Annotated in this window: 17 protein-coding genes; 8 read left to right on the top strand and 9 right to left on the bottom strand. The window is 66.4% G+C overall.

Annotated elements, in window-relative coordinates; all coding sequences use genetic code 11:
- Window positions 1–8: 8 nt before the first annotated feature.
- The 3 genes from AB0L57_RS31770 to AB0L57_RS31760 form a co-directional block, all read right to left on the bottom strand.
- Entirely contained in the window at window positions 9–1658 is a 1650-nt protein-coding gene (locus AB0L57_RS31770; protein WP_364970208.1) for an acyl-CoA synthetase, read from the bottom strand.
- A 216-nt stretch (window positions 1659–1874) separates the two neighbouring features.
- A complete protein-coding gene (locus tag AB0L57_RS31765) occupies window positions 1875–3410 on the bottom strand; it encodes an acyl-CoA synthetase (protein ID WP_364970296.1) in 1536 nt (511 codons plus the stop codon).
- A 30-nt stretch (window positions 3411–3440) separates the two neighbouring features.
- Entirely contained in the window at window positions 3441–4478 is a 1038-nt protein-coding gene (locus AB0L57_RS31760) for an LLM class F420-dependent oxidoreductase (protein ID WP_364970205.1), read from the bottom strand.
- Between the two features lie 107 nt (window positions 4479–4585).
- Between AB0L57_RS31760 and AB0L57_RS31755 the strand changes: the two genes are divergently transcribed.
- The 4 genes from AB0L57_RS31755 to AB0L57_RS31740 all read left to right on the top strand — a co-directional run bounded on the left by AB0L57_RS31755 (window position 4586) and on the right by AB0L57_RS31740 (window position 8312).
- Window positions 4586–5581: an OB-fold domain-containing protein gene (locus tag AB0L57_RS31755; RefSeq protein ID WP_364970294.1), complete on the top strand. Its 996-nt coding sequence runs from the start codon at window positions 4586–4588 to the stop codon at window positions 5579–5581.
- A gap of 13 nt (window positions 5582–5594) precedes the next feature.
- Window positions 5595–6626, top strand: coding sequence for a thiolase domain-containing protein (locus tag AB0L57_RS31750; RefSeq protein ID WP_364970202.1), 1032 nt, complete (start codon window positions 5595–5597; stop codon window positions 6624–6626).
- Window positions 6623–7789, top strand: a complete 1167-nt coding sequence (locus AB0L57_RS31745) for a thiolase domain-containing protein (RefSeq protein WP_364970200.1) — start codon at window positions 6623–6625, stop codon at window positions 7787–7789. The genes AB0L57_RS31750 and AB0L57_RS31745 overlap by 4 nt, the downstream gene beginning before the upstream one ends.
- 103 nt (window positions 7790–7892) lie before the next feature.
- On the top strand, window positions 7893–8312 hold the full coding sequence (locus tag AB0L57_RS31740; RefSeq protein WP_364970197.1) for a nuclear transport factor 2 family protein: 420 nt from the start codon (window positions 7893–7895) through the stop codon (window positions 8310–8312).
- Between the two features lie 185 nt (window positions 8313–8497).
- Here the strand turns inward: AB0L57_RS31740 and AB0L57_RS31735 are convergent, their stop codons facing one another.
- A complete protein-coding gene (locus tag AB0L57_RS31735) occupies window positions 8498–9697 on the bottom strand; it encodes a cytochrome P450 (protein ID WP_364970291.1) in 1200 nt (399 codons plus the stop codon).
- A gap of 214 nt (window positions 9698–9911) precedes the next feature.
- Between AB0L57_RS31735 and AB0L57_RS31730 the strand changes: the two genes are divergently transcribed.
- Both AB0L57_RS31730 and AB0L57_RS31725 read left to right on the top strand, forming a co-directional pair.
- Window positions 9912–11078, top strand: a complete 1167-nt coding sequence (locus tag AB0L57_RS31730) for a steroid 3-ketoacyl-CoA thiolase (protein WP_364970194.1) — start codon at window positions 9912–9914, stop codon at window positions 11076–11078.
- A gap of 359 nt (window positions 11079–11437) precedes the next feature.
- On the top strand, window positions 11438–11854 hold the full coding sequence (locus tag AB0L57_RS31725) for a helix-turn-helix domain-containing protein (protein ID WP_014348820.1): 417 nt from the start codon (window positions 11438–11440) through the stop codon (window positions 11852–11854).
- A gap of 128 nt (window positions 11855–11982) precedes the next feature.
- Here the strand turns inward: AB0L57_RS31725 and AB0L57_RS31720 are convergent, their stop codons facing one another.
- From AB0L57_RS31720 to AB0L57_RS31700, 5 genes are all read right to left on the bottom strand, one after another.
- Window positions 11983–13011 (bottom strand): hypothetical protein, encoded by a 1029-nt coding sequence (locus tag AB0L57_RS31720; RefSeq protein ID WP_364970190.1) that lies wholly within the window; start codon window positions 13009–13011, stop codon window positions 11983–11985.
- Window positions 13012–13278: 267 nt separating this feature from the next.
- The gene (locus AB0L57_RS31715; protein ID WP_364970188.1) at window positions 13279–13791 is read right to left on the bottom strand and encodes an ImmA/IrrE family metallo-endopeptidase; all 513 of its coding nucleotides are present in this window, start codon (window positions 13789–13791) and stop codon (window positions 13279–13281) included.
- An 11-nt stretch (window positions 13792–13802) separates the two neighbouring features.
- Window positions 13803–14819: a hypothetical protein gene (locus AB0L57_RS31710; protein WP_364970185.1), complete on the bottom strand. Its 1017-nt coding sequence runs from the start codon at window positions 14817–14819 to the stop codon at window positions 13803–13805.
- A 694-nt stretch (window positions 14820–15513) separates the two neighbouring features.
- Window positions 15514–16431 (bottom strand): SDR family oxidoreductase, encoded by a 918-nt coding sequence (locus AB0L57_RS31705; protein WP_364970183.1) that lies wholly within the window; start codon window positions 16429–16431, stop codon window positions 15514–15516.
- A 43-nt stretch (window positions 16432–16474) separates the two neighbouring features.
- The gene (locus tag AB0L57_RS31700) at window positions 16475–17245 is read right to left on the bottom strand and encodes an SDR family oxidoreductase (protein WP_364970290.1); all 771 of its coding nucleotides are present in this window, start codon (window positions 17243–17245) and stop codon (window positions 16475–16477) included.
- 56 nt (window positions 17246–17301) lie between these two features.
- Here AB0L57_RS31700 and AB0L57_RS31695 point away from each other — a divergent pair, with 56 nt between their 5' ends.
- Together AB0L57_RS31695 and AB0L57_RS31690 are read left to right on the top strand one after the other, a co-directional pair.
- Entirely contained in the window at window positions 17302–18066 is a 765-nt protein-coding gene (locus AB0L57_RS31695) for an enoyl-CoA hydratase family protein (protein WP_364970180.1), read from the top strand.
- A 143-nt stretch (window positions 18067–18209) separates the two neighbouring features.
- The gene (locus AB0L57_RS31690) at window positions 18210–19091 is read left to right on the top strand and encodes a CoA-transferase (protein WP_364970178.1); all 882 of its coding nucleotides are present in this window, start codon (window positions 18210–18212) and stop codon (window positions 19089–19091) included.
- The last annotated feature ends 15 nt before the right edge of the window (window positions 19092–19106 follow it).

The following is a 19106-nucleotide window of genomic DNA, read 5'->3' as shown; positions in this document are numbered from 1 at the left end:
CCAGGTAACTACTTCGACGTGGCGTGCGATTCCTCGTCGGCCGGCCGCGACTGGGCGTGATCATTGGCCCAGCGGTAGTCGGGCTTACCGGCCGGCGACCGCTTGATCTCGTCCACGAACCACAGGCTGCGCGGCAGCTTGTACGCGGAGATCTCCTGGCTCAGCACCGGGCGCAACTCCTCGAGGGTGGGCCGGTCACCACCGCGGCACTGCACGACCGCGGCCACCCGCTGACCCCAGCGCTCGTCCGGCACACCGATCACCAGGGCGTCGAAGATCTCCGGGTGACACTTCAGCGCACCCTCGACCTCCTCCGGGTAGATCTTCTCGCCACCGCTGTTGATGCTGACCGATCCGCGGCCCAGCATGGTGACGGTGCCGTCTTCCTCGACGCGGGCGAAATCGCCTGGGATCGAGTAGCGAACCCCGTTGAACTCCTTGAACGTCGCCGCGGTCTTGACCGGGTCGTTGTAGTAGCCGAGCGGGATGTTGCCGGTCCGCGCCAGCAGACCGACCTGACCGGAACCGGGCGCGACCGGAATGCCGTCGTCGTCGATGACAGCGGTGGAAGCATCGATCTTGACCCGCGGACCGCCGGTGTGGGTGGCGCCCTTGGCCGCCACCGACAGCCCGCCGAACCCGGTCTCCGAGGAGCCGATGGAGTCGGTGATCACGGTATTGGGCAGCAACTCGATGAACTCGTCCTTGAGCGCCGGGGAGAACAGCGCCGCACTGCTGGCCAGCGCCCACAGGTTCGAATGCTGGTAGTCCGCACCGGTTTCCGGGTTCCCGGTCTTCAGTGCGTCGAGCATGGGCCGCGCCATCGCGTCGCCGGTGATGAAGATGAGGTTCACGCCGTGGCGGTCGATCGCCTGCCACACACCGTGCGCGGTGAACTCCGGCAGCATGATGGTCTTGCCACCGTCGAACAAACCGTGGAAGGTGGCCGACTGCGAACCGCCGTGGATCATCGGCGGAATCGGGTAGCGCACCATCTGCGGGCCCGCGGCGCCGGCCTTGGCCTGCTGCCACTCGTCCTCGATGGCCTCACCGGTGACGAAGTTGATGCCACCACCGAGCACCCGCCACCAGTCCTCCTGACGCCACATCACACCCTTGGGCATGCCGGTGGTACCACCGGTGTAGATCATCATGATGTCGTCGTTGGATCGATCGCCGAAGTCGCGCTCACCGGACGTACTCGCCAGCGCCGCCTCGTATTCCACCGAATCCGCGGGCAGCGGCACGTCGGCCTCGGTGCCGTCGTTCACGGCGATGACCGCCTTCAGCTTCGGCGTATTCGGCCGCACGGCCGATACCCGCTCGCTGTACCGACGCTCGTGAATCAGCGCGACCATGTCCGAATTGTCGAAGATGTATTGCAACTCGTTCTCGACGTATCGGAAGTTCACGTTGACCATGACTGCCCGCGCCTTGAAGATCGCGACCATGGTCTCCACGGCCTCGATCGTGTTGCGCGAGTAGATGCCGACCTTGTCACCCGGTTGCACACCCTGTTCTTGCAGGTAGTGCGCCAATCGGTTGGCCCGATCCTCCAGCTCGGCATAGGTCACCGAGCGGACGTCGTCGGCCAGCGCGACACGGTCCGGCACGAGGTCGATAGTGTGTTCGACAAGGTCCGCTATGTTGTAGCTCACAGGACCAAAATAGAACGTGTTCACTCTCCTGACAAGAGCTAATTAACACAGTTTACTAATTCGCCCGATCCACCGATGAGTTTTCCCGAAAGGCGTATTCTGCGACGACTACGAGCCCGCCTGGTACCACCAGGCGGGCTCGGCCGTCACGGTATCGAGGGCGCCCGTCACAGGGCAGGACGAACGGGACGCCGGCCTCGATCCGCGAGTTCGTCGCTACGCGGTCACATACCGCTCGCGCAGCTTGCGCTTGTAGAGCTTGCCGTTCGGATCACGCGGCAACTCGGGCAGATAGTCGATGCTCCTGGGCAGCTTGTACTTCGCCAGGCGCGCCCTGGCGAACTCCATGAGCTCGGCGGTGAGCGCCTCGTCGCCGGCGATCCCCTCGACCGGCTGGACCACCGCCTTGACCTCCTGCCCCCAATCCGGGTGCGGGATACCGAAAACCGCCACATCGGCAACCTTCGGATGGGTGATCAAGTCGCTCTCGATCTCGGCCGGGTAGATGTTCACTCCCCCGGACAGGATCAGATCCGAGCGCCGATCATGCAGGAACAGGTACCCGTCGGCATCCATGTGGCCGATGTCGCCGACGGTGAACAGATCACCGACGCGCGCGTCCTCGGTCTTGGACTTGTCCTTGTGGTACTCGAAATTGGAACCGCCCATCTTCATGTAGACCTGGCCGATCTCGCCGGGCGGTAGTTCGACGCCGTCCTCACCGAGCACCTTCACCACCGCGTACGGCCAGGCCTTGCCCACCGAACCCGGCTTGCGCAACCACTCCTCGCCCGAGATCGACGTTCCGCCACCCTCGGTCGCCGCGTAGTACTCGGTGACGACCGGCCCCCACCAGTCCAGCATCTTGCGCTTGGTCTCCTGTGGACACGGCGCGGCGCCGTGGATCATGCACCGCAGCGAGGACACGTCGTAGCGAGCGCGAACCTCCTCCGGCAGCGCCAGCAGACGATGGAACTGAGTGGGCACCATGTGGCTGTGGGTGACCCGATGGGTGTCGATCAGCCGCAGCATCTCCTCCGGATCCCACTTGTCCATCAGAACGACCTTGTGCCCCAACTGGATCGAGATGGAGGCGAAATTCAGCACGGCGGTGTGATAGAGCGGCGAACCGCAGATGTGCACATGATCGTCGAAGGGCCGGATGCCGAACAGCCCGAAGAAGCCGGTCGCCTGCGGGCCGACCACATCCGGATCGGCCCCGGTGAGCGGACGCCGAACACCCTTGGGACGCCCCGTGGTTCCGGAGGTGTACAACATCGGAGCACCGGTGGTGCGCACATCCGGGCGCCCCCGCTCACCCGCACCCAGTTCCGACAGCGGCCGGAAGCCGTCGATGGCGCCGACCGAATAGCGCTCCTGGGCACCCACATTCGCCTCGGTCGCCGCGATCGTGGCGGCTTCGGCGAAGCGCTCGTCGGCGACGAACACCTTCGCCTCGCTGTCCCCGAGAACGTAGGCGACCTCGGGCCCGGTCAGATGCCAGTTGACCGCGACGATGTACAGACCGGCCTGATAGGCCGCGAAGTACACCGCGAGCGCATCGACGGTGTTGTGCACCATCGATACCAGAACATCACCGGGGACCAGCCCCTTGGCTTGCAGACCACGCGCGATCCGATCGGCCGCATCGGCCAGTTCCCGGTAACTCACCTCGCGACCGGACGGCTCGGCGACGGCGATCCGATCGGGATCGGATCCGGCGATATTCCACAGTCCCAGCGGCTGCTCCATCGAAGTCACTCCTCGAATCTAGAACGTGTTCTACTCCTGGACAAGGGGGGCGATACGCTGCAGCTGGTCGACATCACGCAGCGACACCGTCAGCATGCCGACCCCCGCGGCCTCCCAGACCTTCAGCTGGGAACGCACATGGTCCTCATCGCCGATGATCGCGGTATCGAGGATCAGCTGGTCCGGAATCACCGCCGCCGCCTCGTCCTTGCGTCCGGAGCGGAACAGTCTGGTGATCTCGTCGACCTCGGCGCCGTAGCCCATCCGGCGGTAGACCTGAGCGTGGAAGTTGAGCTCCTCGGCGCCCATCCCGCCGATGTAGAGCGCCATCACCGGCTTGATCCGGTCGATCTCGGTACGGGGGTCGTCGGTGATGATCACCTGGCAGCTCGCCGCGATCTCGAAATCCTCCCGCGAACGCCGGGCACCCGGACGCGCGAAACCCTCGTCGAGCCATTCGTCGTACATCGAGGCGAGCCGGGGGGTGTAGTAGATCGCCAGCCAGCCGTCCGCGATCTCCGCGGTCAACGCCACGTTCTTGGGCCCTTCGGCGCCGAGCCAGATCGGCACATCCGCACGTAGCGGATGGGTTATCGGCTTGAGCGGCTTACCGAGACCGGTGGAGCCGGGGCCGTCGTAGGGCAGCCGGTAATGCTTGCCGTCGCTGACCACCGGGGCCTCGCGGGCCAGCACCTGCCGGATGATCCCCACGTATTCGCGGGTCCGGGCCAGCGGTTTGGCAAACGGCTGGCCGTACCAGCCCTCCACCACCTGCGGTCCGGATACACCGAGTCCCAGGATGTGCCTGCCACCGCTGAGGTGATCGAGCGTCAGCGCCGCCATCGCGGTGGCGGTGGGCGTACGGGCGGACAACTGGACCACCGAAGTGCCCAGCCGCACCCGGTTCGTCGACGAACCCCACCACGCGAGCGGCGTGAAGGCATCCGAACCCCACGACTCCGCCGCGAAGACGGCGTCGAAGCCGATCTCCTCGGCCGCCACCACCAACTCCGCGGCGTTCGACGGCGGAGCAGCGCCCCAATACCCGAGCTGCAGTCCGAATCGCATCATCGACTCCTTTCGCCGAACCCCGTCGCCGGACGGCCTTTCCCTGGTAACTCTTGCCACCAGAATAAGAACCTGTTCTACTCGATATCGTGACCAATGGGAACACCATGACCGGCGCAATCGCGAAAGGCAGCGGTCCGGAAGCGGAACCCGCCCCCGAGGTACTCGGCGCCGAACTACGTATGAAGTTCGACTACACCCGATCGGTCGGACCGACCATAGGCCGGTTCCTGACCGGACTGCGCGAGGGCCGGATCGTCGGCGTCCGCGGCAGCGACGGCCGGGTGATCGTGCCGCCGGCCGAATTCGATCCGGTGACCGCGAAACCGCTGACCGACTTCGTCGACGTGTCGGATGTCGGGACGGTGCAGAGCTGGAGCTGGGTGGCCGATCCGCTGCCCGGTCAGCCCTTCGACCGTCCCTTCGCCTGGGCGCTGGTGAAATTCGACGGCGCCGACACCGCACTGCTGCACGCCCTGGACGTGTCCACGGCCGATGACGTGCACAGCGGGATGCGGGTGCGGGTCCGCTGGGCCGCCGAACGGACCGGGGACATCCACGACATCGCCTGCCTGGAGCCGGGGGACACCTCCGCGGCCCCCACGGAATCGACTGCGGGAGAGCCGGTTACCGGAATCGTCACCCCGATCGACCTGGTCTACAAGCACACCGCCTCCCCCGCCGAGACGCTGTATCTGAAGGCGCTCGCCGAAGGCCGGTTGATCGGCGGCCGCGCCGATGCCGACAGCAAGGTGTACTTCCCCGCTCGCGGTGCCGACCCGATCGACGGGCGGCCGGCCGAAGAGATGGTGGAGCTGGGCGACACCGGAACCATCACCACATTCTGCATCGTGAACGTGCCGTTCATGGGCCAGAAGATCAAACCTCCGTTCGTGGCGGCCTACGTGCTGCTCGACGGCGCCGATATTCCGGTACTGCACCGGGTGCTGGGCTGCGATCCCAGCGATGTACGCATGGGCATGCGGGTCAAGGCCGTGTGGAAGCCGCGCGAGGAATGGGGTTACACGTTGGAGAACGTGGACCATTTCGAGCCCAACGGCGAGCCGGACGCAGACTACGACAGCTACCGGCACCACCTCTAGGAGCTGAAAGACCTTGAGCGACAACGCGACAGATATTGCCGTGGTGGGCTTCGCCCACGCACCGCATGTCCCTGAAACCTACGGCACCACCAACGGTGTCGAAATGCTGGTGCCGTGCTTCCAGCGACTGTACGACAAGCTCGGAATCGGCGTGTCCGACATCGGCTTCTGGTGCTCGGGCTCGTCCGATTACCTGGCCGGCCGTGCCTTCTCCTTCATCTCGGCCATCGACTCGATCGGTGCCGTGCCGCCGATCAACGAGTCACACGTCGAGATGGACGCCGCCTGGGCGCTGTACGAGGCGTGGGTGAAACTCCGCTCCGGACAGGTGGATACGGCTCTGGTGTACGGATTCGGCAAGCCATCGGCCGGTACGCTGCGGCAGGTTCTGACGATGCAGATGGATCCGTACCTGGTGGCCCCGCTGTGGCCGGACGCGTATTCGGTGGCCGGATTGCAGGCACGCGCGGGACTCGATGCCGGCACCTGGACCGAACGCGATATGGCCGCGGTCTCGGCAGCTGACGAGGCCGAGATCGAAAAGCGGCTCGCCGCACCGTATGTCGCGAGCCCGCTGCGCGAGCACGACATCGCGCCGATCACCGACGGCGCCGCGGCGATCGTCCTGGCCCGTGGCGACAAGGCTCGTGAACTGTGCGAGCGCCCGGCTTGGCTCACCGGCATGACACATCGCATCGATACACCGATGTTCGGCGCGCGCGACCTGACCACTTCGCCCTCCACCGCAGCGGCGGCCCGGGCCCTCACCGGTGGCGACGGCGGCGGTTTCGACGTCGCCGAATTGCACGCGACCTACAGTCATGAACAACTGATCCTGAAGGAGGCCATCGGCCTCGGCGAGTCCACCCGCATCAACCCCTCCGGTGGTGCGCTGGCAGGCAACCCGATGTTCGCCGCCGGCCTGGAACGCATCGGCTTCGCGGCCGACGAAATCATCAACGGCACCGCCGGTCGAGCCCTCGCACACGCCACCAGTGGTCCGGCGTTGCAGCAGAATCTGGTGGCCATCCTGGAGGCACGATGACTCACCAAGCTGCTGTACTCGGCACCGGACAAACGCATCATGTGACGAAACGGTCCGACGTATCGATGGCGGGCCTGTGCCGTGAGGCAATCGACCGTGCCCTCGAAGATGCCGATCTGACCATGGACGACATCGACGCGGTCGTCGTCGGCAAGGCGCCGGACCTGTTCGAGGGCTCGATGATGCCCGAACTGTTCATGGCAGATGCGTTGGGCGCCACCGGAAAACCGCTGCTCCGCGTGCACACCGCGGGTTCGGTCGGCGGATCGACCGGAATCGTGGCCACCAACCATGTGCAGGCCGGCGTCTACCGCCGGGTGCTGGCCATCTGCTGGGAGAAGCAGTCCGAGTCCAACGCCATGTGGGCGCTGTCGAACCCCGTGCCGTTCACGGCGCCGGTCGGCGCGGGCGCGGGCGGCTACTTCGCACCCCATGTGCGCGCCTACATCCGGCGTGCCAACGCTCCCCTGCACATCGGCGCCATGGTGGCGGTGAAGGATCGGCGCAACGGGGCCAAGAACCCCGTCGCCCACCTGCATCAGCCCGATATCACCATGGAATCGGTGCTGGCTTCCCAAATGCTCTGGGATCCAATTCGTTTCGACGAGACCTGCCCGTCCTCGGACGGCGCCTGCGCCATCGTGATCGGTGACGAGGAGTCGGCGAAGGCTGTGGAGGCCAAGGGTAAGAAGGTCGCCTGGGTGCACGGCACCGCCATGCGCACCGAGCCGCTCGCCTACTCCGGCCGCGACCAGGTCAATCCACAGGCCGGCCGGGATGCCGCGGCGGCGCTGTGGAAGCAGGCCGGGATCACCAATCCGCTCGAGGAGATCGATGCGGCCGAGATCTACGTGCCGTTCTCCTGGTTCGAGCCGATGTGGCTGGAGAATCTGGGGTTCGCCGCCGAGGGCGAGGGCTGGAAGCTCACCGACGCACGCGAGACCGAGATCGGCGGAAAGCTGCCGGTGAACCCGTCGGGCGGGGTGCTGAGCTCCAATCCGATCGGCGCCTCCGGAATGATCCGGTTCGCCGAGGCCGCCAAGCAGGTAATGGAGCGGGCCGGCGATTACCAAGTCGACGGGGCGCGAAAAGCATTGGGCCATGCCTACGGAGGCGGGTCCCAGTACTTCTCGATGTGGGTGGTCGGCTCCGAGCCTCGGTGATCCGCAATTCCGGCGGTAATTCCGGGTCCGGAGAACCCGTCGGAAAGCTCATTTGCAATTCCATCAGCAAATTCACCGAAACCGCCGAGCCGGGAGTTTTGACATGACCACCACGACCACCGAGCATCCGGCGCGCATCGCCGGGCACGCATCGCAGTCCGCGGTGCGTGCCCGGGACAAGGTCGCCTGGCTGGCGTTGTTCGCCGCGGACGGCGTCGTCGAGGACCCGATCGGGCCCTCGGTTTTCGATCCCGACGGCGTCGGCCACCGGGGCCACGAGGCCATCTCGGCGTTCTGGGACAAGGCGATCGCGCCGACCGAATCCATCGAATTCGTCTTCGGCGACTCCTTCGCCTGTGGTCAGGAGGTCGCGTTCACCGGACTGATCCGCACACGACTGGGCGGGCACGTCATCGATGCCGAGGGTGTATTCACCTACAAGGTCGACGAGGCCGGAAGGATCCTGGCACTGCGTGCGTTCTGGGAGACCGACCGCGCGATGGGGACGATGCGCAAGGAATAGCGTCGGACCGAGTACAAGAAGGGCGGGCACCCCGGTTGGGTGCCCGCCCTTCTTGTATTTCGGTTCAGCTGGGACTTCTCGGATCGTCGACTGATTTCGCAAGGACATGGGTAACCCGCCGGGTACGCCCAGAACTTGTTCCGCGCCTCACGCAGGACCTGCGATCGGCTCCCACTGGTATGGCCTCAATCTCGGAGCGGCGGCACAGTGGCACCGTAGTCGACCTGGAATTCCTTGATGCCGTTGAGCCAGCCCGAGGTCAGACGCTTGGGATCGTCGATCTTGGTGATGTCGGGCAGGTGGTCGGCGATCGCATTGAAGATCAGGTCGATCTCCAGCCGGGCCAGGTTGGCGCCGATGCAGAAGTGCGCACCGGTGCCGCCGAACGACAGGTGCGGATTCGGGTCGCGCGTGATGTCGAAGGTGTTCGGATTCTCGAAGACCTCCTCGTCGAAGTTGGCCGAGCGGTACATCAGGAGTACGCGCTGCCCCTTCTTGATCTGCACACCCGACAGCTCGGTGTCGACCAGCGCGGTGCGCTGGAACGAACTGACCGGCGTCGCCCAGCGGATGATCTCGTCGGCCGCGGTCGCGGGCCGCTCGCGCTTGTAGAGCTCCCACTGCTCGGGGTTCTCCAGGAAGGCGTGCATACCGTGGGTGATGGCGTTGCGCGTGGTCTCGTTGCCGGCCACGGCCAGCAGGATCACGAAGAAGCCGAATTCCTCCGAGGTCAGCGCCTCACCGTCGATGTCCGCGTTGACCAGCGTGGTCACGATGTCGTCGGCCGGGCTGCCCTTGCGCGCTTCGGCCATCTGCCAGGCGTAGCCGAGGATCTCCATCGACGACATGGCCGGATCGGCGTCGCTGTCCGGGTCGTCGTAGCCGGTCATCTCGTTCGACCACTGGAAGACCTTCATCCGGTCCTCCTGCGGCACGCCGATCAGTTCCGCGATGGCCTGCAGCGGCAGCTCACACGCCACCTGGGTGACGAAGTCGCCGGTACCGCTGGCCGCGGCCGCGTCCACGATGGACTTGGCCCGGGCCGACAGCTCGGCACGCAGGCTGTTGATCGCGCGGGGGGTGAATCCCTTGGAGATCAGCTTGCGCAGCTTGGTGTGTTCGGGCGCGTCCTTGTTGATCAGGATGTGCCGCTGCAGTTCGATGGCCTCGCGCGGGATGTCGTCGTTGAAGCGCGGGATCGCGGTGTTCTCGTAAGTGGAGAAATCGTCGCGCCGCGAGACCTCTTTGACGTCGGCATGCTTGCTCACCACCCAGAACCCGTCGTCGTGGAAACCGCCGACATCCGGCGACTGCGGGTTCCACCAGATCGGAGCGGCCCGACGTAGTTCCGCGAACTCCTCGGCAGGGATGCCGCGGGCCCACATATCGGGATCGGTCGCGTCGAACCCTTCGGGGAGGTTCGGGGCTACTTGGGCGTCAACCACCAGTTGTCTCCTTCGACTAACTGAAACACGTTCTACCTTCATTGCAACACAGGTGGTATCAGTAGTAAAGAAGCCATAGTCCGCCCTCAGTACATCCACAGAACTTGTTTCAGTTTCTGTCCTGTTCCAGGTCTCTGTTCGAAAGGTTGAAGTTATGGGCACCCCCGTCATCGTCGAGGCCGCACGCACTCCGATCGGTAAGCGCAACGGCTGGCTGGCCGGTCTGCACGCCGCCGAAGTCCTCGGTGCCGCACAGCGCGGCGTGCTCGAGCGCGCGAAACTCGACCCGGCTCTGGTCGAACAGGTCATCGGCGGCTGCGTCATGCAGGTCGGCGAGCAGGGCAACAACATCACCCGCACCGCGTGGTTGCACGCCGGTCTCCCCTGGCAGGTCGGCGCGACCACCGTGGACTGCCAGTGCGGCTCGGCCCAGCAGGCCAATCATCTGATCGCCGGGCAGATCGCCCAGGGCGCGATCGATATCGGCGTGGCCTGCGGCGTCGAGTCGATGAGCCATGTCCCGCTGGGCGCCAACGTGGGCGAGAACGCTGGCCCGCGCCGGCCCGCCACCTGGGACATCGACATGCCGAACCAGTTCGAGGCGGCGGAGCGAATCGCCAAGCGGCGCGGTATCACCCGTGACGACATCGACGAATTCGGCGTGCGGTCACAGCGTTTGGCCGCCCAGGCCTGGGCCGAGGGCCGGTTCGACCGCGAGGTCCTGACCGTCACCGGCGCGCCCCAGGTCGACAAGGAGGGCAACCCCACCGGCGACAAGCTCGACGTCAACCGCGACCAGGGCCTGCGTGAGACCAGCCGGGAGAGCTTGGCGAAACTGAAGCCGGTGCTGGAGGGCGGCATTCACACCGCCGGCACCTCGTCGCAGATTTCCGACGGCGCCGCCGCGGTGCTGCTCATGGACGAACAGGCCGCCGTCCGTGCGGATCTGCGCCCACGCGCCCGCATCATCACCCAGTGCCTGGTCGGCGCCGAGCCCGAATTCCATCTCGACGGTCCGGTGCAGGCCACCACCCGGCTGCTGGAGCGTTCGGGTATGAGCATTTCCGATATCGACCTCTTCGAGATCAATGAGGCCTTCGCGGCGGTTCCGCTGTCCTGGGCGTCGGTGCACAAGCCGGATATGGATCGGGTCAATGTCAACGGTGGCGCGATCGCGATCGGACATCCGGTCGGCAGCACCGGCTCGCGCCTGATCACCACCGCCCTGCACGAGCTGGAACGCTCCGACAAGTCGGTTGCCATGATCCTCATGTGCGCCGGTGGCGCACTTGCGACTGGAACCATCATCGAACGGCTGTAATACCACACAGATTTCGATGGTGGTTGAACGTTCATCCGCACAACGTCAGAACGTGTCGTACGCCACACATACTTCGACGCAGGCAAAAGGATGAGACGTCAGCTATCTTCTGGTTAACAATAGCCCGTCGGGCGAGAGTCGTCCGACGGGCTAGAACCGGAGCGTACCGCCGTACGACCAGTCAGCCTGCGGTGACCCGCAAACGCCCCGACGCCGCCCGGTTCCCAGACCGGCCACCTGGAAGCTTCAAGGAAATCCCGAATCAGGCGTAGGTTTTCAGTTACTCAGCCGCTAATATCAATGATACGTATCCGAGATAACGACTAGTTAGTACAGCGAAGGGAATTGGGCGGCTCACAATGGCTGATTTCGCGGCGCGGCTGAACAAGCTGTTCGAAACCGTGCATCCCCCGGGGCGTAAGCCGCACACCAATGCCGAGGTGGCGGCTGCGCTCACCGCCTCTGGGCATCCGATCTCGAAACCGTATCTCTCGCAGCTACGGTCGGGGCAGCGGACCAACCCCTCAGACGAGACGGTTGCCGCATTGGCAAAGTTTTTCAAGGTCAAGCCGGACTACTTCTTCAACGATATCTACGCGGCCAAGATCGACCACGATCTGGAGTTGCTGTCCCAGCTGCAGGGCTACGGGCTGCGACGGCTTTCGAGCAGGGCGTTCGATCTCTCCGAAGAATCGCAGAACCTGCTGACCTCGATGGCCGAAAAGCTCCGGGCGAGTGAAGGTTTGCCCGAGGTACCACCGGACGGCACGGAATAGCACGTTCTTACACGAGAAACACAGTGCGGCACTCGGACTGCACTGTGTTTCTCGTGTAAGTCGGGTCGAAACAACGCGACCAGTCGATCGGCGCCGCCCGCCGCGCAGTGGCGCCCATCGACTGTTCGTCAATCGGCTTGTGCCGCCGCGGGTTTCCGATCGGAAGCAGTGGCACTGTCGAAGGCACGAGCGATGGCCTGCACCCAGCCCCTGGGGCTCAATCCCTCCGGTGGCGCTATCCACCGCGCGTCGACGATGTCGTCGCCCAATGGATTACGGGCCCAGCGGGCCACCTTCTGCGCGCGTTCGGTGACCGATCGCGCGGGATCTCCGGCCGCGGCCAGCTCCATTCCCCCACCGGTCTGCAGATACAGGGCGTCCATGATCTGGGCCACCTGATCCGATGCCTTGAGCTGTGTGGCCGATACCGTCTGCTCGTGTGCAAGGACCTCGGGGAACCGCTTGATCAGCGTCCGATGCAGGGACCGAGTCTGGCGCAACAACAGCCGGGCCCGCAGCCACAGTTCGATGACGATCCACACCGCGCCCACGGCGATCAGCAGACTCGCGACCTGCCAGGCCGGCCAGAACCAGCCCGGTTCACCGGCCCGCACCGGATGATCATCGACTGCGAGGCGCCGAATCGAGAGTGCGGCAAGGATTCCCGCGAGAATCGTTCCCGTGGTGTAGAGCGCGATTCCCCGGCCCAGCGCGGTCCAGTCGAGATTGCGCAGACCCGTCACCGCGATGAAGACACAGCCGATCAGCGTCATGATCCAGCCGAACATCAGTGACCAGGCGATGGTCACCGCGATCACCACGGCGCCGAGTGCGTAGACCAGCCAGGCGATCTGGCGCAGATTGCGGCGCGAGACCACCGGCCAGGCGGCGGCCGCCACGACGGAGGTCGCCACCGTGAACAGCAGCCAGGTCGCCACCACCAAGCGGTCGGCCAGTGCCGCACCGTTGATTCCCTGCGGCAGTGCATGATCCACCGCGACGCCGATCTCCGGAATCCCCAGGGTCGCCGACGCCGCGACCGCGGCCACCGCGATCACCACCGCCACCCGTGCGGTGGTCGCGGGTTTCACCAGTACCCGGCCGATTCGGGCGCCGGCCGCCATCCAGACCAGCAAGGCCGTCAACCAGAACGTCATTCGTCTACCCTGTTCCCCTCATCGGATGACCGAGAGACTCGGTCATCCGTGCCTTCCCCGGACGACCGAGAGGCTCTCCGTGGTAACGCAAGCTGCCGCCTCCGAGCCCTGACTCGCTCATCGGTATCCTCCGCGGACGACCGAGAGGCTCTCCGTGGTAACGCACGCTGCCGCCTCCGAGCCCTGACTCGGTCATCGGTGCCTTCCGCGGATGACCGAGAGGCTCTCCGTGGTAACGCAAGCTGCCGCCTCCGAGCCCTGACTCGGTCATCCGAGGGCCTCGTCGAATCGGAGTACCGAGACACCGGCACCCCGGTTGTTGAATACGCGCAATCGGGTCATCAGCATGCTGGCGAAGGTTTCGGCCTCCCACTCGTACTGGTCGTCCTGACCGTCGTCGACGATCTGCTGATGGGCACGCTGCGAGAGCATGTAGGCGATCAGGTCGTCACTGGCCTCGAGGGTGACCTCCGCGGCCGGTTCGCCCGGATGGTCGAAGACCACATGTCCCAATTCGTGCGCCAAGGTGTGATCGCGGCTCGGCAGAGCGGTGGCCAGCACGATCACATCCTTGTCGGGATAGCTGCGGCGCTGGCCGCACACCCCCGGGCCGAGCTGCGCATCGGCGATCTCGATCATGCGCCCGCGTTCGGCGGCGATCGCGAGGACCACCTCGTCCAGGGTGGTGGCATCGAAATCGGCGGCGACCGCGCAGACCGCGTCGACCGCGGCCGCGACCCGGCGATAGGAACGGCCCGTTTGAATCCGGCTCTCGGTCATCGCACGGCCCCTCATGCCCTCGGTCCGAAGAATTCCGCGCGCGCGGCATCGACACGTGCCTGCGCTGCGGCGGCGCTCTGGAAGCTGACCGCACCCGAACCGGCCGCGGCCAGTGCCATCGCGACCACGCCACCGAGGACCGCCAATGTCTTGACCTCGGGCAGACCACTGCTGGCCGCCGTCGGGCGCACGGCGGGATTCGGGGCGGCCACAGCGGGAGCCGCCGGTGCCGCGGGGGCGGCCGGCGGTGCCGCGGGCGCGGCCGGCGGTACGGCGGCCGGTGCCGGCGGAGCGGCGACCATCGCCGGAGCACCCGGCACCGCGGGCACCGGAGGCGCGGGCGGTGCGGCAGCGGGCGGTGGAGGAGCCGCTACGGCCGGGGGTGGCTGCAGGAGCAGCAGCAGGAGCAGTGGTGACATCGCGGCAGCGGATCCGACCGCCGCCGAGCCGGTGATCGCGGAGCCGGTGCCCAACAGGGTCGCCAGCGTGGCAGCCGTTGCAGCAGAACCGGTTCCGGCCAGACCCGCCAATGCCGAACCGGTCGCCGCGGAGCCCAGCCCGGTCAGACCGGCGAGTGCGGACCCGGTACCGGCCAACGCCGAACCGGTCGCGGCGGCTGCGGCCGAGCCTGTCGCCGCCGCCGCGGAACCTGTTGCGGCAGCGGCAGATCCGGTGCCCGCCAATGCGGAGCCGGTGGTGGCGCCTACCGAACCCGCTGCGGCGGAGCCGGTTCCGGCAAGTGCGGTACCGACACCGGCCAGGGCCGAACCGGTCAACGCGGAACCGGAGGCCCCCGCAGCGGAACCCGCTGCGGCCGAACCTGTTCCGAGGATGCTCAGCAATCCGGCGAAACCCTCACCGGCCACGGGGGTCGGCGTGATCGGCGGTGCGGCCGGACCGGAGACCTCGGCGGAATCCGGTGCGGCGGAGGCGGCCGAGCGACCGGGGATCGTCAGGGCGCCGTCGTAGTCGGCATCGTCGGAGGGCACCGGCCCGGTGGAACCGGTATCGGAGGGGGTGCGAGCCACCGGACCCTCCTGGCGCGATGCGGTGTCATCCGAGTGTCCGGTGGTACCCGGCGACTCGACCCGCCCCTGCGACGGATCACCGGGGCCCTGATCGGGTCCCGATCCGGGCGCCGGATCGGCGCCCGGCCGACCGGCGCCGGCTCCCGGTTGCGTGGCACCCGGTCCCTGCTGGGCCGATCCGGTGTCCAGCGGTACGGGCAACGACGGTACGGAATCGGTACGAATTTGCGGTGTCGCGGGGTTTGCCGGCGCGGGATTCGTGCCACCCGGGCCCGCCGGCTGTGCATTGGCGACGAAGGGTCCCAGCACCCCGCAACTACCTACTATCCCGGCCACAGCAATAACGCGCGCTATGCGACCCATGGTCATGCGCTTGCCTTCCCTCAACTTCTCAGCGCAGATTTCTACCCGGTCGCTAACCACCTCCGGGATTGAACGAATGCGGTCATCTTAGCTGCCCGCAGTTTGCTCGTGCAGCAAGATCGAGTGAGGCGGATCACTCCCGCCCGCCCGAGCGCATCGACGAACCGGGACTCGCGCCGCTCGCACTGCAGAGCCGAAGCGCCAGCTCATCGGGTATCGCCACGCGCACAAGGCAATTCGTGACGAACGCGCGGGCCGATCGCGGCCACGGGAAGGTTGCGGCGTGTCGCGATCGGCCCGCGCGTGTGTCGTTATCGAACAGTTGCGACGATCAGGCGCCGTAGACCGGTTCGGGGTCAGTCGATTTGGCGATCAACTCGCGCACCACCGGCCCCAATTCGGACGGCTGCCAACGCGCTCCGCGGTCCTCGGCGACACCGTGCCGCCAGCCGTCGGCCAGCGCGATCTTGCCGCCCTCGACCTCGAACATGCGACCGGTCACACCGGCCGAATCCGGGCTGCCCAGCCACACCACGATCGGCGAAATGTTTTCCGGCGCCATGGCATCGAACCCGTCGTCGGGGCGAGCCATCATGTCCGCGAAGACGGTCTCGGTCATGCGGGTCCGCGCCGACGGCGCGATGGCGTTGACGGTCACTCCGTAGCGGCCGAATTCCGCTGCGGCAGTGATGGTCAGCGCCGCGATGCCGGCCTTGGCCGCACCGTAGTTGCCCTGCCCGACACTGCCCTGCAGGCCCGCACCGGAACTGGTGTTGATGATGCGCGCATCGCGGGTGCGTCCGGCCTTCGATTCCGCGCGCCAGTACTCGGCCGCGTGACGCATGGTGGCGAAGTGGCCCTTGAGGTGCACGCGGATGACGGCGTCCCACTCGTCCTCGGCCAGATTGACCAGCATCCGGTCCCGGACGATTCCGGCGTTGTTGACCACCACATCCAGACCACCGAAGGTCTCGACGGCCTGGTCGATCAGGCGCTTGGCACCGGCCCAGTCGGCGATGTCGTCACCGTTGACCACGGCTTTTCCACCGCCGGACACGATCTCCTCGGCAACCTGAGCGGCCGGCGAATCGACGCTGGGGGCACCGTCGAGTTCGGCGCCCAGATCGTTCACCACGACATTGGCGCCCGCCGCGGCGAAGGCCAGGGCGTGCGCCCGGCCGATGCCGCGACCGGCCCCGGTCACGATGACGGTGCGCCCGGCGCAGATCTTCTCGGGGTTGTCGGTCATAGCTGGTGCTCTCATTTCCCTAGTGCTGCAGTGGTTTTCCCGGTCAGGCGTTGGCGGTGGCGGCGTCCAGGAAGGCGGGGCGCTCACCGCCGCCGTGCACGATCAGCGAACCGCCGTTGACGTAACCGGCCAGTGGCGAGGAGAGGAAGACCGCGACCCGGCCGATGTCCTCGGGGGTGGCGAGCCGGCCCTGCGGAATTGTCGCCTCGACCGCCGCGATGCCCTCGTCGTCGCCGTAGTGCAGATGACTGGATTCGGTACCGACCATGCCCACGACGATCGAATTGATCCGCACCTTGGGGGCCCATTCCACCGCGAGTGAGGACACCAGACTGTCCACCCCCGCCTTGGCCGCACCGTAGGCGGCGGTACCCGGCGAGGGGCGGTGGCCGCTGACGCTGGAGATCATCACGATCGAACCGCCCTGCTCCTGCTTCTGCATGACGGCATTGGCCGCCTGCGAAACCAGCAGCGGTGCAAGCAGATTCAACTCGACGATCTTGGAGTTGAAATTCCGGGAGGCGGTGGCGGTAGGGGCGAACGGCGCGCCACCGGCATTGTTGACCACATGGTCGAGACGGCCGTGGCGCTGCACGATCTCCTCGACCAGATCGGCCACCGCGTCACCGTCACGCACATCGCACGGCAGAAATTCCGCGGTGCGGCCGGAACTCTCGATCGGCGCCTCACCGGGACGGCGGGCGCACACCACGACGGTCGCGCCGGCGTCCAGGTAGACGCGGCTGATACCGGCGCCCACTCCCCTGACACCGCCCGTTACCAGAACGACGGATCCGGACAGGTCCACTTCGATTGCCACCGTGATAACCTACCAAGCACTTGCTTGTTTTGCCAACGAATGGACATGCGATGGGGATCAACCGTCACACCGAGACCTCCGGTATCGAGGTCGTCACTATCGACTATCCGCCGGTCAACGCGCTGCCCACCGCCGGCTGGTTCGGCGTGGCCGATACGCTTCGCGAGGCAGGCCGCGATCCGGAGACCAAGGTGGTCGTGTTGCGCGCCGAGGGCCGCGGCTTCAATGCCGGGGTGGACATCAAGGAGATCCAGCGCAATCCGGGGCATCAGACGCTCATCGATGCCAACCACGGCTGCTTCGATGCCTTCGCCGCCGTCTACGACTGCCCGGTTCCGGTGATCGCGGCGGTGAACGGCTTCTGCCTCGGTGGCGGCATCGGCCTGGTGGGCAACGCGGATGTCATCGTCGCCTCCGACGACGCGACCTTCGGCCTGCCCGAGGTGGAGCGCGGCGCACTGGGTGCGGCCACCCATCTGGCCCGCCTGGTCCCCCAGCACATGATGCGCACGCTGTTCTACACCGCGTCCACCGTGACCGCACAGCAGCTGCACCACTTCGGGTCGGTGCACAAGGTCGTCCCGCGGGCCGAATTGGATTCCGCGGCACTGGAAGTCGCGAAAGACATCGCCGCCAAGGACGGCCGGGTGATCCGGGCTGCCAAGCGCGCGCTCAACGGAATCGACGTCCAGGACGTGCACCGCAGCTACCGGTACGAGCAGGGCTTCACCTTCGAACTGAACCTCGCGGGTGTGGCCGATGAGATCCGGGCGCGGTTCGACGAGGATCTGGCAGCCAAGAAAGAGGCCCGATGAGTCCACAATGCGAAGCCGGACCAACGGGCCGATCGGGTGCGGGCGCCCCGCAATTCACAGCAGGCCCGATGAGTCCACAATGCGAAGCCGACCATCGGGCCGATCGGGTGCGGGTGCCCCGCAAAAAACAGGAGGCGAAGTAAGTGCGCGACAAGCGGATTTCGTTGGAAGAGGCCGTTTCCCAGCTGCGTAGCGGGATGACCATCGGCCTCGGCGGCTGGGGCTCGCGGCGCAAGCCGATGGCGTTCGTGCGGGCGCTGCTGCGCACCGATGTCACCGACCTGACCGTCGTGACCTACGGCGGACCCGATCTGGGGCTGCTGTGCTCGGCGGGCAAGGTTCGCAAGGCCTACTACGGGTTCGTCTCGCTGGATTCGGCGCCGTTCTACGACCCCTGGTTCGCCAAGGCGCGCACCGGCGGTGAGCTGGTCTCCCGCGAAATGGACGAGGGCATGGTCAAATCCGGTCTGCAGGCGGCCGCCGCTCGGCTGCCGTTCCTGCCCACGCGGGCCGGCCTGGGATCGGATGTACCGGCGTTCTGGGACGGTGAGCTGCGCACCGTGCAGTCCCCGTATCCGGATGCCGACGGCCGCACCGAGACTCTGGTCGCGATGCCCGCGCTGACCCTGGACGCCGCGTTCGTTCATCTCGATCTCGGCGATGAGCACGGCAATGCCGCCTACACCGGCGTCGACCCGTACATGGACGATCTGTACTGCCTGGCGGCCGAGCGCCGCTTCGTGTCGGTGGACCGGGTCGTCGAGACCGAGGAGCTGGTGAAAGCCGTTCCACAGCAAGCGATCGTGCTCAATCGCATGATGGTCGACGGGGTGGTCGAAGCGCCCGGCGGCGCGCACTTCACCCTGTCCGGCAGCCACGGCCGCGACGAGAAGTTCCAGCGTCACTACGTGGAGGCCGCCAAGGATCCCGAGACCTGGGCGGCGTTCAAGGCGCGCTATCTCGATGTCTCCGAGGCCGACTATCAGTCCGCGGTCGCGGAATTCGCAGCGGAACAGGCGAAATGACCGCGTCCCGCATAT

It is taken from the genome of Nocardia sp. NPDC052254, assembly GCF_040679495.1.
GTDB lineage: Bacteria > Actinomycetota > Actinomycetes > Mycobacteriales > Mycobacteriaceae > Nocardia.
The sequence above is the reverse complement of the archived record's forward strand: the minus strand, read 5'-3'. Positions and strand labels throughout refer to the sequence as shown.

Coding starts and splice junctions, on each gene's coding strand:
- AB0L57_RS31765 (WP_364970296.1), bottom strand. CDS start 3,410: ATGGAGCAGCCGCTGGGACTGTGGAATATCGCCGGATCCGATCCCGAT.
- AB0L57_RS31760 (WP_364970205.1), bottom strand. CDS start 4,478: ATGCGATTCGGACTGCAGCTCGGGTATTGGGGCGCTGCTCCGCCGTCG.
- AB0L57_RS31755 (WP_364970294.1), top strand. CDS start 4,586: ATGACCGGCGCAATCGCGAAAGGCAGCGGTCCGGAAGCGGAACCCGCC.
- AB0L57_RS31745 (WP_364970200.1), top strand. CDS start 6,623: ATGACTCACCAAGCTGCTGTACTCGGCACCGGACAAACGCATCATGTG.
- AB0L57_RS31740 (WP_364970197.1), top strand. CDS start 7,893: ATGACCACCACGACCACCGAGCATCCGGCGCGCATCGCCGGGCACGCA.
- AB0L57_RS31735 (WP_364970291.1), bottom strand. CDS start 9,697: ATGTGGGCCCGCGGCATCCCTGCCGAGGAGTTCGCGGAACTACGTCGG.
- AB0L57_RS31730 (WP_364970194.1), top strand. CDS start 9,912: ATGGGCACCCCCGTCATCGTCGAGGCCGCACGCACTCCGATCGGTAAG.
- AB0L57_RS31725 (WP_014348820.1), top strand. CDS start 11,438: ATGGCTGATTTCGCGGCGCGGCTGAACAAGCTGTTCGAAACCGTGCAT.
- AB0L57_RS31720 (WP_364970190.1), bottom strand. CDS start 13,011: ATGACGTTCTGGTTGACGGCCTTGCTGGTCTGGATGGCGGCCGGCGCC.
- AB0L57_RS31715 (WP_364970188.1), bottom strand. CDS start 13,791: ATGACCGAGAGCCGGATTCAAACGGGCCGTTCCTATCGCCGGGTCGCG.
- AB0L57_RS31705 (WP_364970183.1), bottom strand. CDS start 16,431: ATGACCGACAACCCCGAGAAGATCTGCGCCGGGCGCACCGTCATCGTG.
- AB0L57_RS31695 (WP_364970180.1), top strand. CDS start 17,302: ATGGGGATCAACCGTCACACCGAGACCTCCGGTATCGAGGTCGTCACT.